Annotated in this window: 21 protein-coding genes and 10 pseudogenes; 21 read left to right on the top strand and 10 right to left on the bottom strand. The window is 59.1% G+C overall.

The window, feature by feature from the left end; translation table 11 throughout:
- Window positions 1-717: 717 nt before the first annotated feature.
- The 6 genes and pseudogenes from AB4Y42_RS35050 to AB4Y42_RS35025 form a co-directional block, all read left to right on the top strand.
- A complete protein-coding gene (locus AB4Y42_RS35050) occupies window positions 718-966 on the top strand; it encodes an AbrB/MazE/SpoVT family DNA-binding domain-containing protein (RefSeq protein ID WP_368696732.1) in 249 nt (82 codons plus the stop codon).
- Entirely contained in the window at window positions 960-1,280 is a 321-nt protein-coding gene (locus AB4Y42_RS35045) for a type II toxin-antitoxin system PemK/MazF family toxin (protein ID WP_368696731.1), read from the top strand. The genes AB4Y42_RS35050 and AB4Y42_RS35045 overlap by 7 nt, the downstream gene beginning before the upstream one ends.
- A gap of 195 nt (window positions 1,281-1,475) precedes the next feature.
- Window positions 1,476-1,730, top strand: a complete 255-nt coding sequence (locus tag AB4Y42_RS35040; protein ID WP_368696730.1) for a hypothetical protein — start codon at window positions 1,476-1,478, stop codon at window positions 1,728-1,730.
- Window positions 1,731-1,851: 121 nt separating this feature from the next.
- Window positions 1,852-1,974: a hypothetical protein gene (locus AB4Y42_RS35035; RefSeq protein WP_368696729.1), complete on the top strand. Its 123-nt coding sequence runs from the start codon at window positions 1,852-1,854 to the stop codon at window positions 1,972-1,974.
- A 479-nt stretch (window positions 1,975-2,453) separates the two neighbouring features.
- Window positions 2,454-3,746 carry a hypothetical protein gene (locus tag AB4Y42_RS35030; RefSeq protein ID WP_368696728.1) on the top strand — a complete coding sequence of 431 codons (1,293 nt, stop codon included), beginning with the start codon at window positions 2,454-2,456 and terminating at the stop codon, window positions 3,744-3,746.
- Window positions 3,747-3,988: 242 nt separating this feature from the next.
- Window positions 3,989-4,159, top strand: a pseudogene (locus AB4Y42_RS35025) (IS5/IS1182 family transposase); the annotation flags it as partial.
- Here the strand turns inward: AB4Y42_RS35025 and AB4Y42_RS35020 are convergent.
- On the bottom strand, window positions 4,146-4,523 hold the full coding sequence (locus tag AB4Y42_RS35020) for a hypothetical protein (protein WP_368696774.1): 378 nt from the start codon (window positions 4,521-4,523) through the stop codon (window positions 4,146-4,148). The pseudogene AB4Y42_RS35025 and the gene AB4Y42_RS35020 sit on opposite strands and share 14 nt — an antisense overlap.
- Window positions 4,524-4,901: 378 nt before the next feature.
- On the opposite strand from AB4Y42_RS35020, the gene AB4Y42_RS35015 reads away from it, so the two are divergent.
- A complete protein-coding gene (locus AB4Y42_RS35015; RefSeq protein WP_368696727.1) occupies window positions 4,902-5,174 on the top strand; it encodes a hypothetical protein in 273 nt (90 codons plus the stop codon).
- 566 nt (window positions 5,175-5,740) lie between these two features.
- On the opposite strand, the gene AB4Y42_RS35010 is transcribed toward AB4Y42_RS35015, so the two are convergent.
- Window positions 5,741-7,180 carry an IS1182 family transposase gene (locus AB4Y42_RS35010; protein ID WP_368692827.1) on the bottom strand — a complete coding sequence of 480 codons (1,440 nt, stop codon included), beginning with the start codon at window positions 7,178-7,180 and terminating at the stop codon, window positions 5,741-5,743.
- 495 nt (window positions 7,181-7,675) lie between these two features.
- Here AB4Y42_RS35010 and AB4Y42_RS35005 point away from each other — a divergent pair, with 495 nt between their 5' ends.
- The 3 genes from AB4Y42_RS35005 (at window position 7,676) to AB4Y42_RS34995 (ending at window position 10,430) form a co-directional block, all read left to right on the top strand.
- A complete protein-coding gene (locus AB4Y42_RS35005) occupies window positions 7,676-8,557 on the top strand; it encodes a hypothetical protein (RefSeq protein WP_368692826.1) in 882 nt (293 codons plus the stop codon).
- A gap of 143 nt (window positions 8,558-8,700) precedes the next feature.
- Entirely contained in the window at window positions 8,701-9,474 is a 774-nt protein-coding gene (locus AB4Y42_RS35000; protein WP_368692825.1) for a J domain-containing protein, read from the top strand.
- A 359-nt stretch (window positions 9,475-9,833) separates the two neighbouring features.
- Window positions 9,834-10,430, top strand: coding sequence for an FMN-dependent NADH-azoreductase (locus tag AB4Y42_RS34995; RefSeq protein WP_368692824.1), 597 nt, complete (start codon window positions 9,834-9,836; stop codon window positions 10,428-10,430).
- Between the two features lie 426 nt (window positions 10,431-10,856).
- Here AB4Y42_RS34995 and AB4Y42_RS34990 read toward each other — a convergent pair whose 3' ends face one another.
- From AB4Y42_RS34990 to AB4Y42_RS34980, 3 genes are read right to left on the bottom strand one after another with little or no spacing between them, the layout of a single operon-like run.
- Window positions 10,857-11,855, bottom strand: coding sequence for a tyrosine-type recombinase/integrase (locus AB4Y42_RS34990; protein ID WP_368692823.1), 999 nt, complete (start codon window positions 11,853-11,855; stop codon window positions 10,857-10,859).
- Window positions 11,852-12,808, bottom strand: a complete 957-nt coding sequence (locus tag AB4Y42_RS34985; protein WP_368696726.1) for a tyrosine-type recombinase/integrase — start codon at window positions 12,806-12,808, stop codon at window positions 11,852-11,854. The genes AB4Y42_RS34990 and AB4Y42_RS34985 overlap by 4 nt, the downstream gene beginning before the upstream one ends.
- Window positions 12,809-12,812: 4 nt before the next feature.
- Window positions 12,813-13,421: a tyrosine-type recombinase/integrase gene (locus AB4Y42_RS34980; RefSeq protein WP_368696725.1), complete on the bottom strand. Its 609-nt coding sequence runs from the start codon at window positions 13,419-13,421 to the stop codon at window positions 12,813-12,815.
- Between the two features lie 81 nt (window positions 13,422-13,502).
- Between AB4Y42_RS34980 and AB4Y42_RS34975 the strand changes: the two genes are divergently transcribed.
- From AB4Y42_RS34975 to AB4Y42_RS34950, 6 genes and pseudogenes are all read left to right on the top strand, one after another.
- Window positions 13,503-13,709: a hypothetical protein gene (locus AB4Y42_RS34975; RefSeq protein ID WP_266233561.1), complete on the top strand. Its 207-nt coding sequence runs from the start codon at window positions 13,503-13,505 to the stop codon at window positions 13,707-13,709.
- A 311-nt stretch (window positions 13,710-14,020) separates the two neighbouring features.
- Window positions 14,021-14,209: pseudogene (locus AB4Y42_RS34970) on the top strand (transposase); the annotation flags it as partial.
- Window positions 14,173-14,832 (top strand): IS5 family transposase, encoded by a 660-nt coding sequence (locus AB4Y42_RS34965; RefSeq protein ID WP_368692934.1) that lies wholly within the window; start codon window positions 14,173-14,175, stop codon window positions 14,830-14,832. The pseudogene AB4Y42_RS34970 and the gene AB4Y42_RS34965, both read left to right, overlap by 37 nt.
- A 51-nt stretch (window positions 14,833-14,883) precedes the next feature.
- A pseudogene (locus tag AB4Y42_RS34960) lies at window positions 14,884-15,407 on the top strand (IS6 family transposase); the annotation flags it as partial.
- Window positions 15,408-15,463: 56 nt separating this feature from the next.
- Window positions 15,464-15,832, top strand: a pseudogene (locus AB4Y42_RS34955) (DDE-type integrase/transposase/recombinase); the annotation flags it as partial.
- A 31-nt stretch (window positions 15,833-15,863) separates the two neighbouring features.
- Window positions 15,864-16,175: pseudogene (locus tag AB4Y42_RS34950) on the top strand (class I SAM-dependent methyltransferase); the annotation flags it as partial.
- Here AB4Y42_RS34950 and AB4Y42_RS34945 read toward each other — a convergent pair.
- Window positions 16,163-16,915, bottom strand: a complete 753-nt coding sequence (locus AB4Y42_RS34945) for a GNAT family N-acetyltransferase (protein ID WP_368692933.1) — start codon at window positions 16,913-16,915, stop codon at window positions 16,163-16,165. The pseudogene AB4Y42_RS34950 and the gene AB4Y42_RS34945 overlap by 13 nt on opposite strands.
- On the opposite strand from AB4Y42_RS34945, the pseudogene AB4Y42_RS34940 reads away from it, so the two are divergent.
- A pseudogene (locus tag AB4Y42_RS34940) lies at window positions 16,831-17,226 on the top strand (DDE-type integrase/transposase/recombinase); the annotation flags it as partial. The gene AB4Y42_RS34945 and the pseudogene AB4Y42_RS34940 sit on opposite strands and share 85 nt — an antisense overlap.
- 34 nt (window positions 17,227-17,260) lie before the next feature.
- On the opposite strand, the pseudogene AB4Y42_RS34935 reads toward AB4Y42_RS34940, so the two are convergent.
- The 4 genes and pseudogenes from AB4Y42_RS34935 to AB4Y42_RS34920 all read right to left on the bottom strand — a co-directional run.
- Window positions 17,261-17,821 (bottom strand): annotated as a pseudogene (locus tag AB4Y42_RS34935) (IS5 family transposase); the annotation flags it as partial.
- Window positions 17,822-18,175: 354 nt separating this feature from the next.
- A complete protein-coding gene (locus tag AB4Y42_RS34930) occupies window positions 18,176-18,448 on the bottom strand; it encodes a hypothetical protein (protein WP_368692932.1) in 273 nt (90 codons plus the stop codon).
- Window positions 18,449-19,147: 699 nt separating this feature from the next.
- Window positions 19,148-19,366, bottom strand: a pseudogene (locus AB4Y42_RS34925) (DUF6429 family protein); the annotation flags it as partial.
- A pseudogene (locus AB4Y42_RS34920) lies at window positions 19,363-19,521 on the bottom strand (IS630 family transposase); the annotation flags it as partial. The pseudogenes AB4Y42_RS34925 and AB4Y42_RS34920, both read right to left, overlap by 4 nt.
- A 756-nt stretch (window positions 19,522-20,277) precedes the next feature.
- Here AB4Y42_RS34920 and AB4Y42_RS34915 point away from each other — a divergent pair.
- From AB4Y42_RS34915 to AB4Y42_RS34900, 4 genes and pseudogenes are all read left to right on the top strand, one after another.
- The gene (locus AB4Y42_RS34915) at window positions 20,278-21,279 is read left to right on the top strand and encodes a hypothetical protein (RefSeq protein WP_368696724.1); all 1,002 of its coding nucleotides are present in this window, start codon (window positions 20,278-20,280) and stop codon (window positions 21,277-21,279) included.
- 211 nt (window positions 21,280-21,490) lie between these two features.
- Window positions 21,491-22,510: an IS110 family transposase gene (locus AB4Y42_RS34910; protein WP_368692930.1), complete on the top strand. Its 1,020-nt coding sequence runs from the start codon at window positions 21,491-21,493 to the stop codon at window positions 22,508-22,510.
- 389 nt (window positions 22,511-22,899) lie between these two features.
- Window positions 22,900-23,466, top strand: a pseudogene (locus AB4Y42_RS34905) (IS21 family transposase); the annotation flags it as partial.
- A gap of 87 nt (window positions 23,467-23,553) precedes the next feature.
- Window positions 23,554-23,984 (top strand): transposase (locus tag AB4Y42_RS34900; protein WP_368696723.1); only part of this gene is annotated, 431 nt, incomplete at its 3' end.

Below are 23,984 nucleotides of genomic sequence, written 5' to 3'. Positions count from 1 at the left end.
CGGTGAGCCTGGCTCAGTGCGCGTGGCAGAACATGATGAATCTCCGCCTGGACTGCCTCGAGCTGGGCGAGACTGACCTCGTCCACCGTCATCCCCACAAAACCCGCCTCGTATTCGTGCGCCAGCGAATGGGGCTTTGCAAAAAGCACTTCATGAACGGGGAGGTTGTGGCCGGCGAGGTAGCTAACGAACGCGGCAACGAAATCGTCGCGCAGACCGTACGTGTCGTAGATGTGCTGTTCCGTACAGCTCCGCGTCGGCGAGCGTTGGCACCTCGAAGTCGACGCGGAACATGTCCTGTGCACGCGGCACGACTGCGCGCGTCACTGTCGGCGTGAGCGTGCCCCGGAGTGGCGCCGCAGTCGCGGAGCAACTGCTGAAGTTGACGTCAGGGGCCAAGGAATACAATGCAACTAACAGTCCGACTACTTCTAACCTGGCAAGCACCTTTCGGTGACTGCGCTGCCCTGTAACAGGCATCAGCGATAGTGCCGGTGAGCAACGGGTTTCATCGCGGCCGCCTTTTAGCAACAGGCTGCTGCACATTTAAGGGGCCCGGTTCGCTCATGGGCCAAAGCAATCACGGGAGCGTGCTGGTGTTCCTCGAGGGGCCGGCGGGGGTGCGAAAGGGCAGGTGGTGACACGCGGTCTCGCGCGTAATAACTTTGTGTTGACGTGCCACGCATAGCGGCATAACATTGTACTTACGGAGGGCCTATGAAAACGACGATTCGCAGAATGGGTAACTCGCAAGGCGTGCTGATTCCAAAGCCCGTCCTCGCGCAGTTGGGATTGGAGAACGAAGTGGAAATGGAAGTCGAAAACGACGCAATTGTGCTGCGACGCCCTCGACACAAGCCCCGTGAAGGATGGGCGGAAGCGAGCAAGGCGCTCGCGGAGGGCGGTGATGACGAGTTGGTGATGGGCGAATTCTCCAACGTCGACGACGAGGGGCTTGCATGGTAGTGCGCGGAGACGTTTGGCTGGTCGCGCTAGATCCGACGATGGGTAGCGAAATCCAGAAAACGCGGCCCTGTGTCGTGGTCTCGCCTCCCGAAATGCACGACCATCTGCGGACGGTCCTCGTTGCTCCAATGACCTCGAAAGGGATGGCTGCCCCTTTTCGGATTCCGGTGACATTCAAGCGCAAGCACGGCTTGATCCTTCTGGATCAGATTCGTGCGATCGACAAGGTGCGACTGGTCAAGAAGGAAGGCTCAGTTGCAGATAAAACGTTGTCGGACACCCTTCGAACCTTGCAGGAAGTCTTTGCGGAATAGGCAAACGCGGGGACGCGGGAGCGAAGGCAAAGTATCTTTTCTTGACCGTCGCCGTTGCGGTGGTAGCCGTGACGTGGGATTTGATCGATGAGAAGTCGTTCATTTTCTGCTGGCGGGTCAAACTGTCTGTCACGCCCGGAATCGGCCTCTACGATTCGATGCTCCGGGCCAGGACTGAAGCGTGATCGAAAAACGATGAATATCTCTCTTGATGCGGCAAAGGCAATCTATCGACAAGCGATCGACCCGACCGCGAGCGACGGCGAAGGTGCCAACTGGTGGGATGAAGTTGCAGACGAAGTTCGCGATGTGGTCTCGGCCCGCACCGTAGGCGAGGCCGCCGAAGTTATAAGCTGGTGGCATCACGACTGGACACTCGTTTCTGACACGTCGCGAGACGCGGCGAAGCGAATTCGAGAGGTAGCGCGGGCGCTGCGCTGCGACGCATAGGAAATCACACATGAAGGTGTTTCTTGACGATGAGCGCCCGACACCCAAGGGCTGGCTCCGCGTCTAATGGCCTGATGAAGCGATCCGACTGCTCGAATCTGGAATCGTCGAGGAAATCAGCTTGGATCACGACTTAGGTGATGGCGCTCGGGGTACAGGCTCCGATGTCATTCTGTGGATTGAAGAGGTTGTTGGCCCATTGACCGCGGAAAACGATCGCGGCCGGAGCAACGACTGTGCGTAACGCCAGCGGAAAACAGCGAAGAGACGGTGCTGGAGACCAGTCAGGAGGGCGGTGGGGCAGCAGGGGAAACTGCGTCCGCCTTGCCAGCCGGGTCAGCGCCCATGCCGCGCCCCTCGGTTGGACGCAGGCGACGTTCGCTGGATATTCGGGCCCCTCCCGCGGACAGTTGACCTGTAGTGTCAAAAGTAGCGAGACTACACCGCTGGAGGTTTGCAGAATGCCTGCAAGGTCGTAGATCAACGAGCGCGCGGATTGGAGCTCCTCCGTTCGATGAAAAAGCGAATGGGTCAAATCGACCCGCTAAAGACGTTCGACCCGGCCTCAACCAAGGGCCGCTTCCAAGGCACAACGGCCGCTCGGGCCGTCAGTTTGGCCGGGCGGGTATCGGCCAAAACTCCTATGTACTGGTGCCTGTATGTCGAGGCTCTGGCACATACACGAGATAGTAAATAGAATCTGCGTGCACGCTCGGAGGCGCAATGCTGGAGTCAAACAAGCACATACCGTTCGCTATACCCCTGCTCGTCAAGGAAGTCTTTGCCAAAAGCAAAAGTTGGACCGAAGCTCGCGGACGACTACGGGAAGTACTCCCCGACCTCAAGAAACAGTCTGCGGCATACGCGGTTTCTGCGGCAGGCTATTCGCGCGAGCCTGCGGTACCTGGTAGCCTTGAGATCTATCTCGATGGCGGGCTTGACCTCTTCAACGAGAATCAGTCATGTCGCGCGCTTTCCTGCAGGCAAGAGGCAGCCAGGCGGCTCACGCGCAGCATTGGCTTGCTCGCGGATACGATCTGGTTGACCGACTTCATTTCGGAAAAATTCATCGACTTCGGGCGCGTGACTAACCGGAAGCTTGAGGCCGTATTGGCCGACACGCTGGTGCTGCTAGAGCTCTACCCATTGATGTCAGCCGGGATCATAAAATTCCGCAGCCCTTGGGTAGCCGCCTGCTCTGGTTGCTTAGAGCACTTCGAGACGGAGGTCGATCGGATTTCCGAAACGATCTTGTCTGAGCATTCGCAGGAGTTCTCTCTGGAGCCACACGTTGCCGGAGGGCTGTCGTTCCGCACCGGGAATCTGTATGACCCACCGTTGTATCTTCGAGTCATGCCGCGCGAAGGCGGCAACTCCGATGCGCCGAAGCTTGAAGATCTCGCATACCACGCAGTCCATAGGGCGATAAGGTCTGCCTTGTGGACGGGCCGGGATGCGATGGTGGGCTCTGGCGCAGTCTTCTCGAATTCTTCGATCGGCCTAGCTGGGCTTGCGTACAAAGAAGGCATCGCTCGGAGCAGCGCGGAGTTGCGGTTGCTCGACGAACGACGCAATGTGAACGTTCCGTGGGTCAGCAGTCTCGATGCAACGCAGATCGTTCAGCTGCGCGAGGAGGCGTCCTCTGCGCTGCCTGCGTTCCGCGAGATGCTCGCAAAGCAACTATCCGTGCCGGTGCGCGAAGATGGCTCGTCATCCAACTCGATAGTCGAGGATCTTCGCCAACAGACCGTCGAAGTTCGAAATGAACTCACGGACGTTCGCCGATCATCGGCGCGATTCTGGAAGGGAACCTTTGGCCTGTTGAGTTTCGGGCTGTCTGCGTACGGCGCGGCGACGCACCAAGTTGCGGCAACAATTGGGGGCTTGCTTCCGGTAATCTCGCTCATCGTGAGCCATAAGGCGGGCTCTGAACGCGATGCAACAAAAGCAATGCGACGACCCGGCTATGTGCTCGTAAAGGCGCAAGACATACTCGCGCATGACCACGAAGTGTGAGGCAGGCTCGAGGATATAGCGCGGTATTCGATCGGACTGCTGCCGCGATCCTCAGATCCTCTTCCCCCACGTGAGTCGGCCTCGGGCGGCAGGCGCAGAGACGAGGCTGCAATACATCACAAAGCGGTCACTGGATTCGTTGTCTCGAACGGCTGTTCGTGGCCGAGGTTGTGTAAAAACGCCCTGGTTACCTACGTTCTGGTCGCCTAGACTGAATCAACCCGTTGGTATGCGAGGCAAAGATGGGGCGATTCGTCGAGGGTTCAGACCGCAATCAGTCAACGCTGCTTCCAGAATGTCTCGATGACTTCATCGCTGAAGACAATCCGATCAGGATCGTCGATGCATTCGTAGACGAACTCGAACTGGCCTCCTTAGGATTTGAAGGAACCACGCCGGCTACCACGGGGCGATCCAACCGGAAACATCTTCCTTCTGCTCTGGCTTCGAGCATCCGCCGACGAAGAAGAAGCCGGAGAGGCGGCGACCACCCGGTTCGCTTGCCTTTTTCAAGTCGTCGCGAAGATGCTTCTTCCAGTCAAGGTCGCGGGTTGCCTCCACCGCGTCATACTTGCCGTCTGCCAGCACGTAGGCATCGGGCCAGCCTTTTGTGGTCTGGTTGTAGATGTTCTTCCCATACCGTTCAAACGTTCCTCTACGAAAGCGCTCCGGGAACTTGATCAAGGCCATATCCTCTGCAAGTTCTTGGAGTTCGACCGCGCCGATGACGCGCAGCCTTTCGGCGATCAGGGGAATCAGGTGGGCTTCTTCGTTCATGTGGCTAGGCAATCTGGGGCAATTGGAAGTCGACGTTGATCATACGACATTCGACTGACTGTTCGGAGGCTAGCTCGAAACCAATGACGTTCAGTTGTTCCTTTGCGAGCTGGAGCTCTCGAAAAATCCCCTTTGGCATGATTTTCCACGAATGCCCGGCTCTGCCGAGCCGACGTCTTAAGCGGGAGATTGCGGGACCTGAGCCAGCGGGAACCTTGCCGATCACGTCGGCGAGGAGAGGCTGCGAGCCCAACACGGCCATTTGCTCGGCAGGGCAATGGCCTATCTTTAAGGCATTGGTGGGAAACTGAATGAAATCCCGCTCCGCCTCACTGCGAACGCTTCTACGTCCTCGATGCGAAGAACAGGGCTGTCGAGGTGTTCGACCGTAGCGAGTGGGCGCGCTGGATGGCCGGGAACGAATTGATCTTTCGCCGTACGCTGGTCGAAGAGTCCGGCGTGACGGTCACGACGCGCTTCCGCGGCGTGGTCGACGCGAGGACCCGAGAGCCCGCGCTTTTCGTGACGCGCGTCGCCGGAATGGCAGCCCGAGGTGACAACGAGAGCTATGGCGCACGTACGCTCGATCGGGCACTCGAGCAGCAAGAACGCAGCGTGCAGAAAATCGTTCGGTTGCTCACCAGGCGGTGATCGGTGAGGAAAATTGCGGAGGTCGAGCAGCATTTCCCCGGGGACGATCGGACTGCGCATGCCCGCATACCCCGCGCGCAGCAGGGAGCGTTCACCGGCATCGGGCAAGCGGGCGGGTTCGGGGGAAGCCGGGGGCGGGGGACTGCATCAGACGATTCTTGCGGCCCCGTGGTTTGACGGAAAAATATGTACATTATGATAAGAAGACTTATCTTCATAGGCTACATCGCGTATCGACTTATGGAGAGAACTTCGGAGCGGTGGGCCGATCTGGCGGCCGGTGGCGCGTCTTCCGTTAGCGATAGGGCTTCGCCATTCATGCACGTCTGCAGCCGCTTGCGTCGGCTTTTGGAGCGGTGGGGCGCGAAGCGAGAGGCGCTTCGCGACCCAGGTCGTGTAAAAACGCGAGGCGGACGCAATGACGAATTCACGCGATCAGCCGAAGGCGTCAACGGCCCAATTTGGCCCGTGTAACAGTTATGGGCTCTTTGAGCTCTTTGTGAGAGGAAGGGGTACCCAGGCGCCGTAATGCGCGCCGGCGTGACCGCCCTGGTGCGAGCCCATCCTCAGGCTCGCATCTTTTGCATCATCGCCTCCGTGCCGAGGATCGCCATGACGCGCCTGAGGTTGTATGCGAGGACATGAAGGCTCATCTCGGTGCTGACATGCGCGCGTGTTTTCATAAGGAAGTGCGCCGCGCCCATCCAGAATTTCAGCGTGCCAAACGGGTGTTCGACGGTCTGACGGCGCACCCGCATCATTTCCGGCTTCTGGTCGAGCCGTTGCTGCATCGCTTCGACGACGGCCTCATGTTCCCAGCGCTTTATCCGGCGAGCCTGCTTGCCTGATGTGCATTGTTTTCTGATGGTGCAGGTAGAACAGGCCGAGCTCGAATAGCAATGCAGCGTCATGCCATGCTCGATGTTCGTGAAACGCCAGTTGAGCCGCTGCTGGGCCGGGCAAAGATACTCGTTATCCTTGGCGATGTAGATAAAATCCTGCTTGCCGAAATAGCCGTCAGCGTTCTTGCCCGAAGTCAACGGTTTAGGAACGAAGGTCGTAATACCCGCTTCATGACATTGCAGGACTTCTTCGCTCTTGAAGTAGCCCCTGTCGGCGACAACAGTCAGATCCTTGATGCCGGTAGCCGCCCGTGCCTGGCCGGCCATGTTCGTCAGCTGGCCGCGATCGTTGCCAACGTTGGTGACCTCGTGTGCGACGATCAGATGATGCGTGTCATCAACTGCGGTCTGAACGTTATAGCCAACCATTCCCGTTCCCCGACCGCTGGTAGCCATTGAGCGCGCGTCTGGATCGGTGAGGGAGACCTGTCCATCTGGTGACTCGCGCAATCGCTGCTCCATCGCCCTGAGGTCCTGCATCTGCTGCCTGAGCTTGCTGATCTTGTCGCTGATCCGACTCGTCTTCGCCTCGGCAACATCGGATTGAGTCCGGTCTGCTGTTTCCATCGCGCAAAGATATCGCGCGATGCTCTCATCGATCTGCTGCAGGCGCGCCTTGACCTTCGCGCTCGTAAAGTTGCGATCCCGATTATTGACGGCCTTGAACTTGCTGCCGTCGATCGCCACTATCGACTTTGAGAAGAGGTCCAGATTACGGCATAGCACGATGAACTGGCTGCAGACATTGCGGATTGCCTTGCCGTTGTTGCGCCGGAAGTCGGCGATAGTCTTGAAGTCCGGCGAAAGGCGGCCCGTGAGCCACATAAGCTCAATATTGCGTTGAGTTTCACGCTCCAGACGCCGACTGGACTGAATGCGATTCAGATAGCCGTAGATATAAATCTTTAGCAATACAGATGGATGATACGAGGGCCGCCCCGTTGCTGCGGGCGCGGTTCCGTCGAAGCCGAGATCATGGAGATCAAGCTCATCGACGAAGACGTCGACTACGCGTACCGGATTATCCTCGGAGACATAGTCTTCGAGATACTCGGGCAGCAGGACAGCCTGCTTACGGTCTTCGCCTTCAACGAATCGCTTCATGTGGCCGCCCGATCTGAACGCGTTACTTCAGTTTAGGCGATCAGCATGCGTTTTCACACAAGCTGGACCCGTTTCAGCCAGTCACCATCTTGCGGCCTGTGCGGCGCGTCTCGGAGTACAGCAGACATTCGCGGGACGAAGCACTGCGTAAAACGCAAGGTTCGCGCACTGCTCGTGAACGCCTAATCTGACAGGCCATGCTGCAGGCGGTTCGCTTCGGCAAGTCCATCGGCGAGCGCATTGAAGCGTATCAGCACAGCAATCGGGGCAAGCGACTCTTCGTGCATCACGCGCGCATCCATCAGCCGCTTCGTGCAAGTCTCCAAAAGGAACCCTGTAGAAGGAAGCCAGCTGCGCGCAGTCACTTAAAACCATGCGGGAACAAAGTGACTTCTCAACTAAAAAAATCGGTGCAAATCCTGCGTTCGCCGCCGCACGGACCCCACTCGCGCGATGGACTACGGTTCTGTCGGGGGACGACGGGGGAGAATCTGTATGAACGCAATCCAGAGAGCGTGGCGCGGTGAAGAGCGCCTGTGGAAGGTCTGGTGGTTGTGGGGATACGGCCCCGCGTTCGCCTTGTATGTCTGGGTAAGGACGGTCGTCTTCGGGTTGTACCGGGCGGCGCCAGGTGGAGTGCATGGCGACGCAGTGTTCGCTTACCTGCTCGGAGGCGTATCCGTAACAGTTTTTATTGGCGTTACGACTTGGCGCTGTGCGTTTAACGTTGAATGGCGCCAATGGGGCTACTTCGCGCGTGTTGCAACCGTAATCGGCATCTGCTACGTGGCGGCGGTTATCCCACACAATCTCGCATTGTTGCAGGATGACCCCGCGGCATGGGCAATCGAGACGGGCACCTCGCCCTCTTCTCTGGATGCGGGACAGCCCTCCGAACCCGCAATCGTGCAGATGCCCCAAAACATACCCGCTCCGGCGTCGGAAGTTGTTGCGCCAGCACCTACAGTCCCCACGCAGCCCGACGTCACGCCAAACCTAGTCTTTCCTGAAAAGAAGGTAGCACCGCGCGCACCAGCTCCGGTTGTGCCGGCTCAACCGATACAACGAGCCCTGCCACCGCTGCTAAGCCCTCCCACGCCGGCACCACAATCAGCACAGGAGAGCGGCGAAGTGGGTGAGATCGCCTACCGGCACGTTGGAAACGAACCCAGTCTTAAGCTGACCGACCAGGTTGGGGCTTGCCGCGGCGGGCATTATTTCTGGGAAGATGCTGCAGACGGGCTGAGTTCAAGGGACGGCTGCTGGGCTGCCTGCGGATCCGTCATTGTCATCGAGTATCGGGGCGGCTACACCGTTCAGTACCCGGTGGAGTCCTTTGTCGCGGTCTCCGATGTGTTCAGTACGTTTACGCAATAGCCGTTGGGCGGCGTCGCCCAAACAAAACAGAAAACCCGGCCTGCAACTGGCCGGGGAGTCCGGGTTGACGCGGGCTATGGCCTGTCGTCCAGAAAGCGCGTAATCGCCGCGACGTTGGCGAACCGGGGACCGACGAGAACAAAATGCACACTCATTACGACAATCTGAAGGTAGCGCGCAATGCGCCGCTGGCCGTAATCAAGGCCGCATATCGCGCACTCAGCCAGCAGTATCACCCTGACAAAAACAATTCTCCGGATGCGAAGCGCATCATGCAGATCCTTAATGATGCGTGGGCCGTTTTGGGTGATGAAGAGGCGCGCACCAAGTACGACCGCAAACTGGCTGCAGAGGAGGCGATGGCCGCCGAAGAGCGCGAGGAAGCATTGCGCAAACGGCAAGCGGAGGAGTCGGCGCGCCAGCGTCAGGAAACAGAAACGCTGAATCCGCAGGCGGAGAAGGCGGCACGTCGGAGTCAGAGCGCAGCGAAGCAGGCGGCGGATGTGGCGTATGACCTTAGCTACGTCCGGTTCACAAGGGCCGCGGAACGCTTCGAGAGCGCCTACCGAAAATATACCTGGAACACCGACCTGATAACTGGATTTAAGACGGCTTTGGCCATCATGGGAGCCTACCTTGCTGAGTACGCGCATCCGATTGACGCAAAACTTGCAAAACGGATAGTCAAGTCTGAGCTTCCTTGTGTGATTGAACTTGAGGCTGCCGTGAAGGAGCTGAAGAGGCATGGACCATTGTCTGATGTGCTGGCGCGGGTATGCGGCAGACAAACCGATGGTCGGTCAGGCTATTCTGGCCGCGTGGTCAAACTTTCCCGGCGGGGCGACCGGCATCTCTACGGGCTGACCCCTGTCGTGCAACTTGCCTTCAGAATTGCTGGCTTGGGCGAGATCTACTAATCCTGCGTCGACGCGATAACCGAAGGGTTGGACGCTTCGCCGTTCGAACGACCGTTTGGTGGGCGGAGCGGGCGTATGAACGTCCGAACGACTGTCGGGCGAGTGACGCTTCTTGGCCGAACTCGGCCGCCTCTGCTGCGTTTCCCTGTAATCCGTTGAGAACCATTTTTGTCCTGCGAGAGAGCTCACTGTAGACCTGACTGTCACCAATACGCCGCCTTAGCGCGGCTGAGCACGGACGATTGTCCCGCTGGTGCAACAATTCATCGCGCCCGGATGGATTTATCCAGTCCTGATTACCCCGGAGAATGGGCTCACTCGCACCACACTGTGCGCCCCAACTGAAGCCTGAGACCACGATGACCACGATCCTGCAAATCAATTCCGCCGCTCGCTCGCAAGGCGCCCAGTCGACGCTCCTCGTCAACGAACTGACGGAGAAGCTGCAACAGGCGAATCCGCGTGCGCAAGTCGTCACGCGCAACCTGCAGGCCGAGCCGCTACCGCACCTCGACGACGCCATTCTTGGCGCGTTCTTCACGCCGGCCGAGCAGCGCACGCCGGAGCAGCAGGCCATCGCCGCGCGCAGTGAAGCGCTCATCGCAGAATTGCAGGCCGCGGACGTTATCGTGATCGGCGCGCCGATGTACAACTTCGGCATCTCGTCGCAACTGAAGACGTACTTCGACTTCATCGCGCGAGCCGGCATCACGTTCCAGTACACCGCAAACGGCCCCGAAGGCCTCGTGACGGGCAAGAAGGTGTACGTTGTCACGGCGCGCGGCGGCAAGTATCACGGCACCCCGCACGACAGTCAGACGCCGTACCTGAAGTCGTTCCTCGGCTTCCTCGGCATGACCGATGTGAGCTTCATCCACGCTGAAGGCCTGGCGATGGGCCCGGACGCAGCGAGCGAGGCGCTCGCTTCCGCCCGCCAGGCGATTGCCGCCGTGTAAGGACTGCCCGCTCGCCGCCGCCTCGGTGGTTCCTGACGGCGGTGGGTCGAGGCAGTGAAAAACGCCACTGGCTTTGCGCCAGTGGCGTTTTTTCTTATTCATCGGTGGTCTTCGGCCTAGGCGTTAGCTGACAGCACTATAGTCGCTGCGTCGCACGCCCAAACGCGACACTCACCTGTCGTGCGCGCTGCCTGTCGTTCCCGTGCAGATAGATCAAATGTGCTGCAGTACATTTAACCTACCTGCACGGCGATGAGGTCAAACGGGCGAGGCAGTTCGATCAGGCGTTTGGCATGCCCGAGCGTTAGCGACCGAGGCTACGTGGCCGTCAATCCGCCCCATGAAAGCGCCAACTTTACTTCGCAAAACGCACCAACATTACTTCGGCGGACGGCTCGCGGTAGATGCCGGTGGTACTGTGAATAATTAGAGCTGTTTCAAGAAGGCGAGCACGCTATCCGCGGGCTTGAACCGGAATGACGCGGCATGCGTCGGTGCTAGTTTTCCAAGCGCGTGTTCTTTGGCTACAAGATCGATGTCAGTGTAGAGGTGGGTCGTTTGGGAGCTTTCGTGCCCTAGCCAAAGGGAGACGAACTCGATCGTGTGACCATCCTCCAACAGGTGAGTGGCAGTCGAATGCCGAATAACATGTGGTGAAACCCGCTTGCCAATCAAGCTTGGGCAGTGCGTGTGGGCTCGGTCGACGGCCTGTTGCAGGATGTAGTCGACTCCGTTGCGCGAGAGTGTCCGGCCACGACTACTGGGAAATGCCACGGTGGTGCGCAGGCTCTCCAATTCCCGAAACCAGGTTTTCAGCATTTTCGCGCTCTCCGTAGGTATCGGGACGCTGCGTTCCTTTCGACCTTTCCCCATCAGATTAATCAGCGTGGTGCTGCCGAACTGAATCTGTTCGATTTGGAGCGCGGTGATTTCGGATACGCGCGCGCCAGTGTTGTACAACGTGAGCAGCAGTGCATAGTCGCGTCGCCCACGCCATTGCGAAAGGTCGGGTGCAGCGAGAATGGCGTCGATTTCATCGCGGCTCAGTGAGTGGATCAGCAATCGGTCGGTCCGTTTGCACGGTATCGCGAGCACCCGAGTCGCGAGGCCGACCGACAGTGGATCGCATAGCGCTACCCATCGGAAGAAACTGTGAATCGCTGCAAGCCTGGTATTGCGTGAGCGCGCACAATTGTGGCGTTCGGTTTCGAGGTGATCGAGAAACGACAGAATGATCGACACATCCAGCGCGTCGATACGTAATGACGAAGGTTCCGTGTGCGTTCTGTCCCGCACAAACAGTAGTAGCAAATGGAGTGTATCGCGATAACTCGATATCGTTCGTGGACTCACCCGCTTATGCGCCAGCAGATGTTCGAGGAAAAAACCCTCCAGCAACGGGCCGATCAACTGGGTAGGCTTCATTGCCTTTCTCCACGGATTGCAGACCGTTCAAACGTCGATAAGGCGGTCGCCAACAACGCTGGCGTGGCCGTCAGGTACCAATATGTTTCCTCTGGGCTAACGTGTCCGAGATACACGGACAAGTTCGGAAGCCATTCCCGGATTGGCGCGCCGTCCTGGCACCATCGCGTCAACCGCTCAACGGCAAACGTGTGTCTCAGGCTGTGCAGCGTTGGTGGTCGGGCGCCTGAAGATGGCGCCATGCCGAGCTGGCGTGTAGTGCGGGCAAACCAGGTTGCGAAGAAGCCGTAGTTGATCGCCGTTCCGATTTCGGACATGAAGAACAGGTCAGACAGTCCGGCATAGCCGAGCTTTCCTCGCAGCAGTGCGTAGGTTCGTAATTTCTCCGCAGTGGTCGGATGGAGTACTACTATTCTCGACTTGCGAAACTTGGTCTCGAGGATCGTTACACATGGCGGATCAGCTTCCAGCAGAACGTCGTCGATCCTCAATCGGATGACTTCGCCCGCGCGCATGCCCGTACTGGCCAACAGGCCAATCATCGATGCGTAGACGTGGGGGCGCAGCGTACGCTGTGGCCGCATCGCCGAAGCGGCATCCAGGATTCGAACGATCTCTTCCTGCGTAAAGATATAGGGCCGTCGCCGCCGCGGTCGAGCGAGCAGCCCACTATCGGGGATCTGTGTCTCGGGAATGCTGGCCTTCAGATAGCAGAGAAACCGTCTAGCCGTTGAGAGGCGGCAAGCCTGCCCGCCGGGGCTGCGGACGGATGATGGACCACATGCCCAGTCAAGCGCAAGTCGAGCATCAATCGGCCATCTGCCGTTTACTCCGGTCACATATTCGACGAAATTGTTCAGCATCCTCGTTCGCGCGGCATCCTTGAATCCCAGGGCTTCCCGGACGGCCAGGTAAGCAGCGAGATGGTCACGCAGTTCAAGATGCCCGTTCATGATGTCACTCCCGGCCACGGCAAGGCCACGTGGGCAAGCGCTGCGACGTCGAGCTTTGCGTAAATCCCGGTGGTCTTGATTGATGCATGAGCACATCGGCGACGTCCTTGAAACTCGCACCCCGACAGACCATCCGCGTAGCTGCGGAGTGGCGAAGGGCATGCGCCGCTGCGGGTATGCTATTGATCCCGCAACGCTTCATTGCCTGCCGAACGGTGCCCGATACCAGCGACGAATCGCGAATCGGCCCGTAGGGTTTCCTCGTGCTCAGGAACACCTCACGGCAGGAACAGGCCGGTCGTTCATCACGCAGGTAGACTAACAATGCGTCACCGACGTCGTGCGGCAGCGGTACTCGCCGCTCGCGGTGATTCTTCCCCGGTGCGATGCGTACAGAACCGTCGTCCCAGTCGATGTCATCGAGCGTCAGATGCCTGGCTTCGCAGGCACGCAATCCCAACCTCGCCAGTAGCAGCAGGATAGCTCGGTTGCGCAACTCGTGAGAACCGCCGTCCCGCGACGCATTGATCACACGTTCGGTTTCGTCGGCAGTCAGCCGAACGGGAAGCGACGCATACCGCCATTGGGGCATTGAGGGGATCGCGGCCTCCATCCCAGCGTCCATTACCCCATAAAATACGAGATACCGAAGCCATGACCGAAGAGATGTTCCCGGCTTATTCCGACTGTGGCCGTGAAGCCGGGTAGCCTCCTGGCGAGCGAAATCCGTGAGCCATTCCGCGCGCAATACGCATCGTTCCGGAACAACCACGTCGCGATATTGGGCAAGAAATCTGCGAACGAAAAAGCAGTATTGACGACGCGTGGCCGTCGCGAGACCGGCGACTTGCGACAGGTGGCCATCGAACTCATTGACCCAGCGATCAAGTTCGGCGGGTAATTCGACGAGCCGTGGCGACGTGGCGGTCCTTCGCGGCCTGACAGCACAGTGTAATGTTGACATCAGCTTCTCCAACCGGCCACGATGGCCGATCGGTAAAGCTTGCTCTTTTATGCGAAGTCGCTTCCGGCACTGCGCGCCGCTGCTCGTTGCTGATTGGGCGTCTTCGGCTACCGACATCGAAGAACCGCTGATAACCAGGAACTGTGTCTAAAAGCACTTAGAGACCATTTCAAAAAGACCCCAAGGGGGCTGTTAACCTTTTCGGCAAGCTGTTAACCTTGGTCGTCTGAACAACTGGAACCAAGGGGATGGGCGCACCGATCATTGATGACGAACTGTGGGCATTGATCGAACCTTTGCTACCGCCGCCGAAGCCGCGTCGCAAGAAATACCCGGGGCGGCTTCCGATTTCAGACCGGGCTGCGCTGATCCTGTTCGTATTCAAGACCGGAATACGCTGGTGCGACCTTTCAACCAAGCTGGGATTCGGATCGGGGCCGACCTGCTGGAGGCGTTTGCGCGACTGGCAAAAGGCCGGCGTGTGGAGCGCGTTGCACGAGTTGCTGCTCGCCAAGTTACGCGAGGCCGGCGAACTCGATTTCTCACGGGCAGCGGTCGATTCATCCTCGGTGCGAGCCGTTGGGGCGGGCGAAAAACTGGCCCGAACCCCACCGATCGCTCGCGACCAGGTTCGAAGCATCACATCCTCGTCGACGCCAACGGCGTGCCCATCAGTGCAATCCTGACTGGCGCGAATCGTAACGACGTTACCCAGTTGCTGCCGCTCATTGACGCGATCCCGCCCATTCGCGGCGTACGCGGCCGACCGCTTCGCAAGCCCAAGGTCATCTACGCAGATCGCGGCTACGACTCCGAGCCGCATCGTGAGCGGCTTCGTGCGCGCGGTATCGAACCGGTGATCGCCAGGCGCCGTACGGAACACGGTAGCGGACTCGGCAAATTCCGCTGGGTGGTCGAGCGGACTCACGCATGGCTGCACAATTTTCGTCGTCTTCGCATTCGCTTTGAGCGTCGAGCCGACATTCACGAGGCATTCCTTAAACTTGGTTGCTCGCTCGTCTGCTGGAACATCTTCAGACGTGCCGAGCAGTCTTTTTGAAACGGTCTCTTATGCGCTGCAGGGCATAAGTGCTTACCTTGTTCGCCCCCTATCAAGCTTCTGCCGATGCTTGAAAAGGCGTTCCGCCGCTGCAAGCGCCCGGTCGGCAAGAGCTGGCGGATGGACGAAACCTATGTGAAGGTCCGGGGTGCATGGAAGTTCTCTCCCGCGCCGTCGACAAGGCCGGCAACACGGTTGACTTCCTGCTGCGAGCGAAGCGGGTCAAAGAGGCGGCCCGACGGTAATTCGAGAAGGCCATCGATCAGAATGGCGCGCCCGAAACGGTAACCAACGACAAGAGTGGTGCCAATCTGGCCGGGCTGCGCGCCGTGAACACCGAGCGTGAGACGCCCATCAAGATCCGCCAGGCCAAGTATCTCAACAATATCGTGGAACAAGACCATCGGGCGATCAAGCGCCGTACCTGACCCATCTTGGGATTCAAGGAATTTCGTTGTGCCCGCATCTTGTTGAGCGGCATTGAACTCATGCATATGATCGCCACGGGGCAGATGGAAGGCGCAGGCAAACTCAGACCATCGGCCGCCCGGCAATTCTACTCGCTGGCGATGTAAGTAATCCTCATCATATCGTTATCGTTCGCCCAAATCGCCTTACCGCGACAGAACCCGTGGAGGCGGCAAAAGCCTTTTTCAGGAAGGCCATCAGACATCAGGACCAGCCACCGAAGAGCATCACGCTTGACGGCTATGCGGCCTCGCACCGCGTCGTGCGCGAGATGAAGGCCGATGGCTCGCTGCCTGAGGACACGAAGATCCGATCCTCGAAATATCTCAATAATCTGGTCGAGCAGGACCACCGCAACATCAAGTCCCGAACGAAAGTCATGCTCGGCTTCAAACGTTTCAGGAACGCAGCGATCACGCTCTCTGGTATTGAGCTGGTACATCGCATTCGCAAGGGCCAATTCGGCCTCGCAAAGCTCGGCCTCAAAGATACCACTGCGCCCGCAGTCTGGGAGGCCGTCCTGTCTGCTTGATGAGGTATCCTCTAGAGCCGACGGCGCTCTCATGTCGAACGCAAAGGAACATGCCCGGTACTATGAGGCCCGCGCCCCGGGATACGACGCCTCCGTGGGGTATGGCACCGTGCTGGTCGAAGCCGGCCTGGCGCCGCTCAAGCAGCATCTGGTCAACGCGCTAAGTGGCCTGGATGTGCTCGAAATTGCGTGCGGCACTGGCTACTGGACCCGCGCAATCTCGGGGGCGGCGCGCTCGCTATATGCTGTGGATTACGACGCAGCGTCGCTCGGGCGTGCCCGGCGGCAGCTTGCACAAGAAGATCACGTCCGTTTTGAGCGCGCGAACGCTTATCGGCTCGGCGAAGTGCCCGCCCGGTTCGACGGCGCGTTCGGCATGTTGTGGTGGTCGCACATGCCGCGGGCGCGCGCCTCTCCCGGTCCGCCACCCTGCGCCACGGGCCGCGTCATGGCGTACAAATAACTGTCGCCTGCAACAAGTCCGCGGTTCGGACGTGCTTCGTAATTGATCATCGTCCCCTCGCGGCAAAAACCGAGCCGCTCCATGCTGCTGTGCGCGCGGCCGTCCACCGCACAGCATGCGAACACCCGATACACCCCGGGCTGCGTAATCAGCCAGTCGAGAATGACGCGCAGGGCAAGGATGAATTTGCGACGCTTGCGGCTGCCGCCTTGTCGGCTGATCATCACGCCGAGTTCGACTTGCGGCAACCGGGGCGTGAGTTCCACGATAGCCGTCAGCGCGCCGTCGTCCTCGCCGAACAGGCCGTAGCGGTATCGCAAGCTGTATTGCCAGCCCGTCATGGATTCCGTGATGTATGCGTGCGTGGCCCAGGCGTCAGTATGCCTCGGGATCACGAGATCGAGCATGGTTTCGTTGTCGCTGAACATCTGTTCGAAGAGTGTCGGACAGTCGTCTGGCGTGAGCGGCCTGGCAATCAGGCCGTACGCGCTCATGGTATCGAACGGCTTTAACTCCATGGAAACCTCCTGTGGCACTGTCACGTTGGCGAGGTAGTCACGTAAGGTGTCACGATGAAGAAAAGAAATCGCTTTATCGCGGCCACCGGTTCCCGGCAGCAATCCTTAGTCTCGCGGTTCGGTGGTATTTCAAATTCGGCGCGGGCTTCGCAGATCGCGTCAAAGCTGCCCGCCGCAAGCCTGGGCGCATATGGCATCTGGACGAAGTCTTCGTTACGTTGCGCGGTGAACCTTATCTGCTCTGGCGGGCAGTCGACCAGCACGGCGCCGAACTCGACATCCTGCTGCAGAAACATCGCGATAAGGCCGCAGCAAAGCGCTTCTTCAACCGCGTGCTGGCCGCCTGTGCCAACGCGCCACGAAGGATTGTCATCGATCAGTTGCGCAGCTATCCGGCCGCGAAGGCCGAAATCTCAATTCCCTCTTCAAACGCGGCTTGTGGGGGCCCTCGCCGGTATATCCCTGATCGGCAAACGCGAGCTTAACCGTCTGGCCCGTGGCCTGCTGAACCTGACGCGCAAGTTCGCCGACCTGTGCACTCTCCTGTTCATTGGCGGGCGTCACATGCACAGCAAGCAACTGCCCCAGGGTATCGACGGCCATATGGACTTTGCTACGTTGTTTGCGCTTATAACCGTCATAGTCGGCTCGCGGCCCGCTCTCGCACGTCGACTGCAGCGTGCGGCCATCGAGAACCACTGCGCTGGGCTGCCCCTTGCGGCCTTGAACGACCCGTACGATCGAGCGCAGGTCGCTGACCATGGCCTCGAAGCAACCCGCCTGAATCCAACGTTGTGTTTGCTGGTAGACCATCTCCCATGGCGGAAAGTCGTTGGGCAACAGACGCCATGGCGCACCTGCACGCACGATCCAGCGAAGCGCGTTGAAAATCTCGCGCAATTCGTATCGACGCTACGGCGCGTCTTTGCGCATCAAAGTCAGATACGGCGCAGTGAAGTGCCATTTTTTGTCCGATACATCCGTCGGGTAGGGGCGGCGTTTGCTCATCCCGCCAGGTTACCAGGTTTGGCCGTAAGTGCCTAACACGCTACGTGACAACGCCGTACGGCCTGATGTCGTCGCCATCGCCATCGCCAGCGCTGCGGCCGTCCGCCGTGTTCGACCGGAATCAACCATGACCGACATGGCACTTCTCCAGACGACAGTGCATCGTCCAATTTCGTTGCACGTCCGGTATCATCCGCGAGCACAAGACTTGAAAGCGAAGCCGGTACCAATGCAACCCGGCCAGCACCGCTGGATGCCGGAGCCCGGCCAGCGGCGTGAGATCGAGGACGCTGACAGGGGACCCGCACGCTGCCCCGCAACAGGCGGCCGGCGCGCGGCGTAGCAATCAGTCGGTTACTTTGCCGCTGACTTGAGCGAGTCCGACAGCCCGTTGGAGAACTGCGCTTCGGCGTTCGTGATGCCGTTCTCGAAGTTGCACTTCTGCTCGACCATCTGGAAGTGCATCGCTGCCATTTGCTGCGCTTCCATCTGGGCTTCCATTGCCGCCATTGCGCCTATTTGAACGCCCATTGCCATAGGAGCCTCCGATGAGAAAAGTTGCGTTGGTTGGCTGTTTGCTGCGTTGACCGGGGCCGGTGAAGAAGCACCGACCACAGGGATGATCATAGGCATCCGTAAAAATGCGCACGTGCCGGACGCGAAGGCGGCGCGCCACGTGCGAAGCACGAGGACGGCTGCTTAAACCCTTAAACGCCAACGCGAATCGTTCGATGGAACTGGGAAGCGTGTGTTCTTCTTCGCTCGTGACGAAACATCTTCGCATTTTCGGGCGTTGCGCCCGTGGCGCATGCTAGCGTCGTCAGACCGGGCTTCACTGTTTTCAAAATCCGGGGGCGCGCCGCTTGCACGCTGGACCGTCCACGCTTTAAGGAACGCACATGACACTTCCTGGTTACTATCATATTGGCCCTGCTGCACCTATTGACACCGACGCCGCCGAGCACGAGCCACAATCCCCGCTCCGGCGGCCCTCCGGCGCGCCCACGGCAAGTCAGAACTCTGGCGTGCTCGACGGCCTGACGGCGGGTGGACCGTCGCGGCGTGCGCGGTCCGCCAGCCGTCAGCCGCCTCCCGCACATTCGCCTTCCGGCATGCCGGAAGGTCCGCCGCAAATGTCGCCTCAGGATTTCCAGTCGCACAACGATCAGATGTCGCAGCTATTCCAGCTATGCCAGATGGCGCTGGATGTGTCGCAAAACAGCCGTCAGCTTCTACAAAAGGCTATGGACGGCGAAAGTCAGCTTGCCGCATCGGAAGCCGCGGGGATGGAGCGCGCCGCCCGCTGATTCCCGGTCTTTCTGGAGTGACGAAATGCTGATTAAAGAGCCGCTCGGACTCGCGCAGTCCTTCTTCGGTAAAGATCAAAGACTTCGTCCTGTTGGCCGGGTCTTCGATGAAACCCCGTTCGTAGAGTCGGTTCAGCACATCCCAGTCGAAACCCTTCCATGCGCGGTATCGATCATGCAGGGTCAGGTAGAGAAGTGCCAGGGCGACTTCATCAATTGCGTCGGTGTTGATGTTCACGATGCTTCGCCCGCGGCCGTCCGAACCCGCATACAAAACCGTTCGAGACTGGCCAGAATTTCATCAGCCGACTTGCTCCAGGAAAACGGTTGTGGATAGGCGTTGTAGATGTCCAGGTATTGACGGATCGCGTCTTCGAGTTGACGTGTCGAGCGAACCAGGCTTTGATCGAGGCCGATTTGTGTGTGCCATAGTTACCTGGCATGGCTCTGGTGCAAATAGGCGGTCTGTACGAGATTGTTGTTATCTAGAGGATACCTCATCAAGCAGACAGGACGGCCTCCCAGACTGCGGGCGCAGTGGTATCTTTGAGGCCGAGCTTTGCGAGGCCGAATTGGCCTTTGCGAATGCGATGTACCAACTCAAGGAAACCGATGGCCATGATAAAGCGATTTGTTCTTGGTCATATGGCCATCTTACTCGACCGCCCTTGACAACGCCGACCACGCGCCACCTCCATTTCAGGTGTCATACGCAGATCGACGAAACGCTCGCGTTCATCGAGGAGTCCGCGCAAGGCTGGCTAAACGGCACGCTGATCCGCTGAGTTCTGGAAGACCGCGCAAGCGGCCGGCTCACCGGCATGATCGCGTTGCGTCCGCATCCGCCGCGCGTGGAAATCGGTGTGATTGATCTATACGGACAGCCTCGACAAGATGCAGCAGGTCAACGCAAAGCTGATAGAGGATCCTGAATAGGCAGCCTTGCTCGGCAGGAACAAGGATGTCTGAGCGGAAAGCCTGATGCACGACACTGTCGTCAGGTTGGTATGAAGGCAGGCAGATACCACACGAGCGCGTTGCCATGTTGGCCTGAAACAAGTCTGGTCACGCAAGGGAACCCTTCTAACTGCACGATTCCACCCGCTGACCTGGGACGGTAACACTGAATTTAATTCCGGGATATCAGTCATGATCAAAATGAATGCGAAAAAAGCTATATGCATTGTCGCTGCATCGTTCCTGACTGCATGCGGTGGTGGTGATGGCAGCGATGTAACGTCCGTTGCAGATCCACAAGGAACGTCCGATGCAGATCCACAAGGCTTCTGGCTAGGCAAGTCGAGCAGTGGCCGCACGATCGCAATGCTTGTGCTGGAGACAGGGCAGTACTTTGCTGCGTACTCATTCAACAATTCAGTCGAAGGAATGATCGAGGGAACGTTCGCGGTCGACGGCCCCTCAATCTCCGACCATTCGGCAATCGACTTGAACCTCGCCGTTGGGGCGTCAGCGGTGCCGGCCAAGATTAAGGGTATGGTCGCGGCCAAACAGAAGCTCATCGCTGTGGTAAAGGAAGCCACTCAGACTCAGAAATTCGACGCAACGTACAATTCCGCCTACGATACGTCGCCATCCGTGTCCGAAGTCGCCGGAACGTGGGCGGCAACAGTGGCGGGAAGTGCCGCCCCTACGACCATGACAGTTGCCGGCGATGGCAGTTTCACCGGGGCAAGCGGGTCGTGTACGTTCAGCGGATCATTGAAGCCCCGCGCTTCGGGGAAAAAAGTGCTCGATGGCACAGTGACATTCGAAGACACGTCATGCCCACTGGGGGCGGGCACATCAATCGACTTTGAAGCCGTGACTGCCAACAATCAGATGATCGCGGCGGGCGTTAATTCGGCCAGAAGTGCCGGTTTCGTGTTCGTTGGGATAAGAATGCATTGGGAGGTGAGTAGACCCGGGGAGTTGCACCCCGAGTCTCTCGCACATCCGAACGTGAGCCTCTCGGCTCATTCAGCAGCCGGGTCGACCGGTGGAATTTCACCACCAGCCGCCCACAGAACCGTGCGTAAACGTCTCCATTTACACGGCTCGTCCCAGCCATTCCCATGCCACCTCGCGATGGCAAAGCGACGCGGAAGATCCAAAGCTCTTCCCGGTTTCCCGGTTGGCGACAACCTTCCTTGAGCTGAGTCATCCCCTTTGCTCCACGCCCATTACTGGCCCTTCAACGCTCGTACGGGATGATCCGCCCCCTGTGGGGGGCGACAAATGGAATGAACGCCCCCACCTACCTGGTGGGAGACGCTGAGAGGAGGCGGACCCTCGCGGGCCGACGGCATCAAAGTGCCCAGATGGAAGATCATCGAGGTCTTCACAGGCAAACCGGAGGGTCCAAATGAAGTATACGACGGTCGGGGTGGACATCGCGAAGAACGTCTTCCAGCTTCACTGGGTGGACGCCAGCACGGGTGAGATTGTGAACAAGCAAGTGAAGCGGGCCGCGTTCCTTGAGCATTTTGCGAATCGCGAGCCCTGCCTGATCGGCATGGAGGCCTGTGGCGGTTCGCAACACTGGGCCAGGCGACTGACGGAAATGGGCCATCAGGTCAAGCTGATGCCAGCGAAGTTCGTCAAGGCGTTCAATATCGGCAACAAGAGTGATCCCGCTGACGCTCGTGCGATCTGGATGGCCACGCAGATGCCCAGCAAGCCCGTCGCCGTGAAGACAGAGGCCCAGCAGGCCGTGCTGGCGCTGCACCGGTTGCGGCAACAGCGAATCAAGTTTCGCACCATGCAGATGAACAGCCTGCGAGGCTTGCTCACAGAATACGGCGAGGTGATGGCAAAGAGTCGTGCTGCGCTGGACAAGGCGATTCCCGGCGTGCTGGCAAGGCTGTCCGAGAGACTGCCGGCGATGCTGATCGATTCACTACGCGAGCTATGGAGCGATCTTGAGCGGCTCGACAGGCAGATCGCTGATATCGAACGGCGCCTGCAGGCCTGGATGAAGGAAGACAGAGCTTGCAAGGCAATTGCCGCGATTCCCGGTGTGGGGCTGCTGACAGCAACGGCCACCGTTGCCACCATGGGCGACGCGAAGGCGTTCAGGTCAGGGCGGGAATTTGCCGCGTGGCTCGGCCTGGTCCCCAAACAGATTGGCACGGGCGGGAAAATCCAGCTACTGGGTATCAGCCGGCGCGGCGACACATACGTACGTACACTGCTGATCCATGGCGCGCGAAGTGTGCTCTATCACGGGAAGCACGTGGGTCCGTGGGCTGAGGAATTGCAGAAGCGACGTCCGTCAAACGTGGTCACCGTAGCGCTGGCGAACAAGATGGCCCGAACAATCTGGGCAATCCTCGCGCATGACAGGCAGTACGATCCAGCTCATGCAACAGCAGAGTCAGCTTGATAGATCGAGCAATAGAGTAAAGCTTGGAGGAATGACGTCGAAAGGTTGCGTTGGCAATCGAGCGTGATGACAAGACTGGTCGGACCGTGACTCGCTGAACCTGAAACATAATTCAAGTGTTCAGCTCGTGCGACAAATGAGGGGCGAGTCAGCGGATTTCATCGGGGCCCGCAGCGTATGAGGCTGCAACGAGGCCGCATATATAGCTGCAACCCATCCTGTCGAATCAACACGCAAGAAAAACTGGCGCATCGGGGGCGTTCATATAAATTATGTTGGCCGGTCGTTGACGTTTGTTTTGGCCGCCGGAGACGACGAACCACCGGCGGCGCCGCGTCGGCGGGGCAATAGGATGGCTGATCGATTCTTAAAGAAGAAGCGGTCAGCACATGTCTGGAACCCGCATCACCGACCAACAGGTTCGCCTCTACATGAACAAGCGCAAACACCATCCGCAGGAACTCGCGGCCGCGAAGGCAGGAATAAGCGTGCGCAGCGGACGCCGCATTGAGCGTGACGCGACGTTGCCATCCCAGAAGCCGCAGCGCTCCTGGCGCACCCGTCCCGATCCGTTCGCCGATGTCTGGGACAGCGAGGTCGTGCCGTTGCTGCGTAACGCTCCCCATCTGATGGGCATCACGATCCTGCGCAAGCTGCAGGATGATCACCCGGGCTGCTATCCCGACAGCATGCGTCGCACGCTGGAACGACGCATTTCTCAATGGCGGGCGCTCGAAGGTCCCAGCCAGGAGATATTCTTCCCCCAGGAGCATCGGCCCGGCGTGCGCGGGCTGTCTGACTTCACCGATATGAGCAAGTTGTGCGTGACGATCGGCGGCGCTCCGTTCGAGCACCGGCTGTATCACTTCGTGCTGGCATTCTCGCGCTGGGAGTATGCCTGCGTGGTTGAGGGCGGCGAGAGCTTCGAAGCCCTCGCCAACGGTTTGCAGAACGCTCGTAAGCGGTAATTTCGGCTCATCTGGAACCTGCGGGTAACAGGGATCAAGATTGCGTCCGCAACTTACACACTGCGGACGCAGATCATGACTGACCCACAAACTGACTTTGACTTCCTGCCCCTGCGGGTAATCGGCAAATCGGCCGACGGCAAGAACCGGTACGACCGCGATAGCAAGCGCAAGCTGATCGCGGCGTGCCAGGAGCCCGGCGCCTCAGTGGCCGGGCTTGCGCTCAAGGCCGGCGTAAACGCCAACCAGCTTCGCAAGTGGATCTCCATCGATCGGACAAAGACACGCCGCCGACCTGGACGGCCGCCGGCACCAGCCCGTACGTCGCTACCTGCACGCGAGCTAGTCTGCCCAAAAGACACGTTGCACGTAAACAACGGCGGCGCGCCGTGCTCCGCTATCCTGGGGCGCATGAATCCACCCGATCTCAAGCACGTACCCAAGGCCGTCAGGGGCTATATCCGCGATCTCGAAGAGCGCGCGACAAAGGGCATTGCCCAGCGCGA

The organism is Paraburkholderia sp. EG286B (assembly GCF_040965655.1).
Taxonomy (GTDB): domain Bacteria; phylum Pseudomonadota; class Gammaproteobacteria; order Burkholderiales; family Burkholderiaceae; genus Paraburkholderia.
This window is presented reverse-complemented; position numbering and strand designations above follow the sequence as displayed.

Coding starts and splice junctions, on each gene's coding strand:
- AB4Y42_RS35050 (WP_368696732.1), top strand. CDS start 718: ATGAAAACGACGATTCGCAGAATGGGTAACTCGCAAGGCGTGCTGATT.
- AB4Y42_RS35045 (WP_368696731.1), top strand. CDS start 960: ATGGTAGTGCGCGGAGACGTTTGGCTGGTCGCGCTAGATCCGACGATG.
- AB4Y42_RS35040 (WP_368696730.1), top strand. CDS start 1,476: ATGAATATCTCTCTTGATGCGGCAAAGGCAATCTATCGACAAGCGATC.
- AB4Y42_RS35030 (WP_368696728.1), top strand. CDS start 2,454: ATGCTGGAGTCAAACAAGCACATACCGTTCGCTATACCCCTGCTCGTC.
- AB4Y42_RS35020 (WP_368696774.1), bottom strand. CDS start 4,523: ATGAACGAAGAAGCCCACCTGATTCCCCTGATCGCCGAAAGGCTGCGC.
- AB4Y42_RS35010 (WP_368692827.1), bottom strand. CDS start 7,180: ATGAAGCGATTCGTTGAAGGCGAAGACCGTAAGCAGGCTGTCCTGCTG.
- AB4Y42_RS35005 (WP_368692826.1), top strand. CDS start 7,676: ATGAACGCAATCCAGAGAGCGTGGCGCGGTGAAGAGCGCCTGTGGAAG.
- AB4Y42_RS35000 (WP_368692825.1), top strand. CDS start 8,701: ATGCACACTCATTACGACAATCTGAAGGTAGCGCGCAATGCGCCGCTG.
- AB4Y42_RS34995 (WP_368692824.1), top strand. CDS start 9,834: ATGACCACGATCCTGCAAATCAATTCCGCCGCTCGCTCGCAAGGCGCC.
- AB4Y42_RS34990 (WP_368692823.1), bottom strand. CDS start 11,855: ATGAAGCCTACCCAGTTGATCGGCCCGTTGCTGGAGGGTTTTTTCCTC.
- AB4Y42_RS34985 (WP_368696726.1), bottom strand. CDS start 12,808: ATGAACGGGCATCTTGAACTGCGTGACCATCTCGCTGCTTACCTGGCC.
- AB4Y42_RS34980 (WP_368696725.1), bottom strand. CDS start 13,421: ATGGAGGCCGCGATCCCCTCAATGCCCCAATGGCGGTATGCGTCGCTT.
- AB4Y42_RS34930 (WP_368692932.1), bottom strand. CDS start 18,448: ATGATCATCCCTGTGGTCGGTGCTTCTTCACCGGCCCCGGTCAACGCA.
- AB4Y42_RS34915 (WP_368696724.1), top strand. CDS start 20,278: ATGATCAAAATGAATGCGAAAAAAGCTATATGCATTGTCGCTGCATCG.
- AB4Y42_RS34910 (WP_368692930.1), top strand. CDS start 21,491: ATGAAGTATACGACGGTCGGGGTGGACATCGCGAAGAACGTCTTCCAG.